Source organism: Crystallibacter degradans, from assembly GCF_012952295.1.
GTDB lineage: Bacteria > Actinomycetota > Actinomycetes > Actinomycetales > Micrococcaceae > Crystallibacter > Crystallibacter degradans.
Window position 1 is genome coordinate 1 of sequence record NZ_JABBCH010000072.1, and the last position, 806, is coordinate 806.

The following is an 806-nucleotide window of genomic DNA, read 5'->3' on the forward strand; positions in this document are numbered from 1 at the left end:
TCCTCCCAGACGGCGACTTCCCACATGTCCCCGCGGGGCCGGCCGAGATCGTTCATCAGCTCGATGGTCGAGTTCAGGGCGACGAGTCCGTCGGCCATCCGGATGAACGCGATGCGCGGCGCGGCACGCAGGGCGGCTAGGACTTCCTCGCGGCTGGCCGGGCGGGTGAGCTGCAGCGTCCAGTAGTGGTTATGGGTCTGGGTGTGGGCGCCTTTGGCCGCGATGGTCACCAGGTCCAGGCCGGGCAGGACGGTCTGGGCGTCAGGCCCCTGATGGGAAGGGATTTTAGATTCCGGGACCATGGTGTTCATGATCCCGCCCAGGTGCGACTCCCAGGGGTCGGTGGCCCGGCGGATCAGAACGCCGCGGGCCTTGGCCAGCAGGTCAGCGTCCTGCAGCGCGCCAAGGACGCGGACAATGCTGGTGGTATTGCAGGAGACCACGCGGGTCATGTCCCGTCCCAGCGCGCTCTCATAGTTGGCCTGGGCGACGAACGAGTGCCCTGTGGTCTCGTGGGATTCCCCGCCCTGCAGCACAAGTTTCACGCCCGCGGCCCGGTAGCGGGGCAGGTTCTCTGCTGCTACGTGTTTGGGTGTCGTGTCGGCGATGACGTCCGCCTGCCCCAGCAGGTCCTCCAGTGAGCCCGCGACGGGAAGCCCGGCCTGAAGCATCGTTTGCTGGGCCTCGTCCGTGGACGCGAACAGCGGGAACCTTCCGGCAGCGGACTGGATCCGCCAGTCGGTGACGATGTCGGCGATGCCGACCAGTTCCATGTCCGGTTGCAGTGCGACTGCGTCCGCTACACG

The 806-nt window shown here is 67.4% G+C and carries 1 protein-coding gene; it reads right to left on the reverse strand.

Annotated features, from left to right (window positions below; translation table 11 throughout):
* Positions 1-806 (reverse strand): type II glyceraldehyde-3-phosphate dehydrogenase (locus HGO92_RS23155; RefSeq protein WP_169999106.1); only part of this gene is annotated, 806 nt, incomplete at both ends.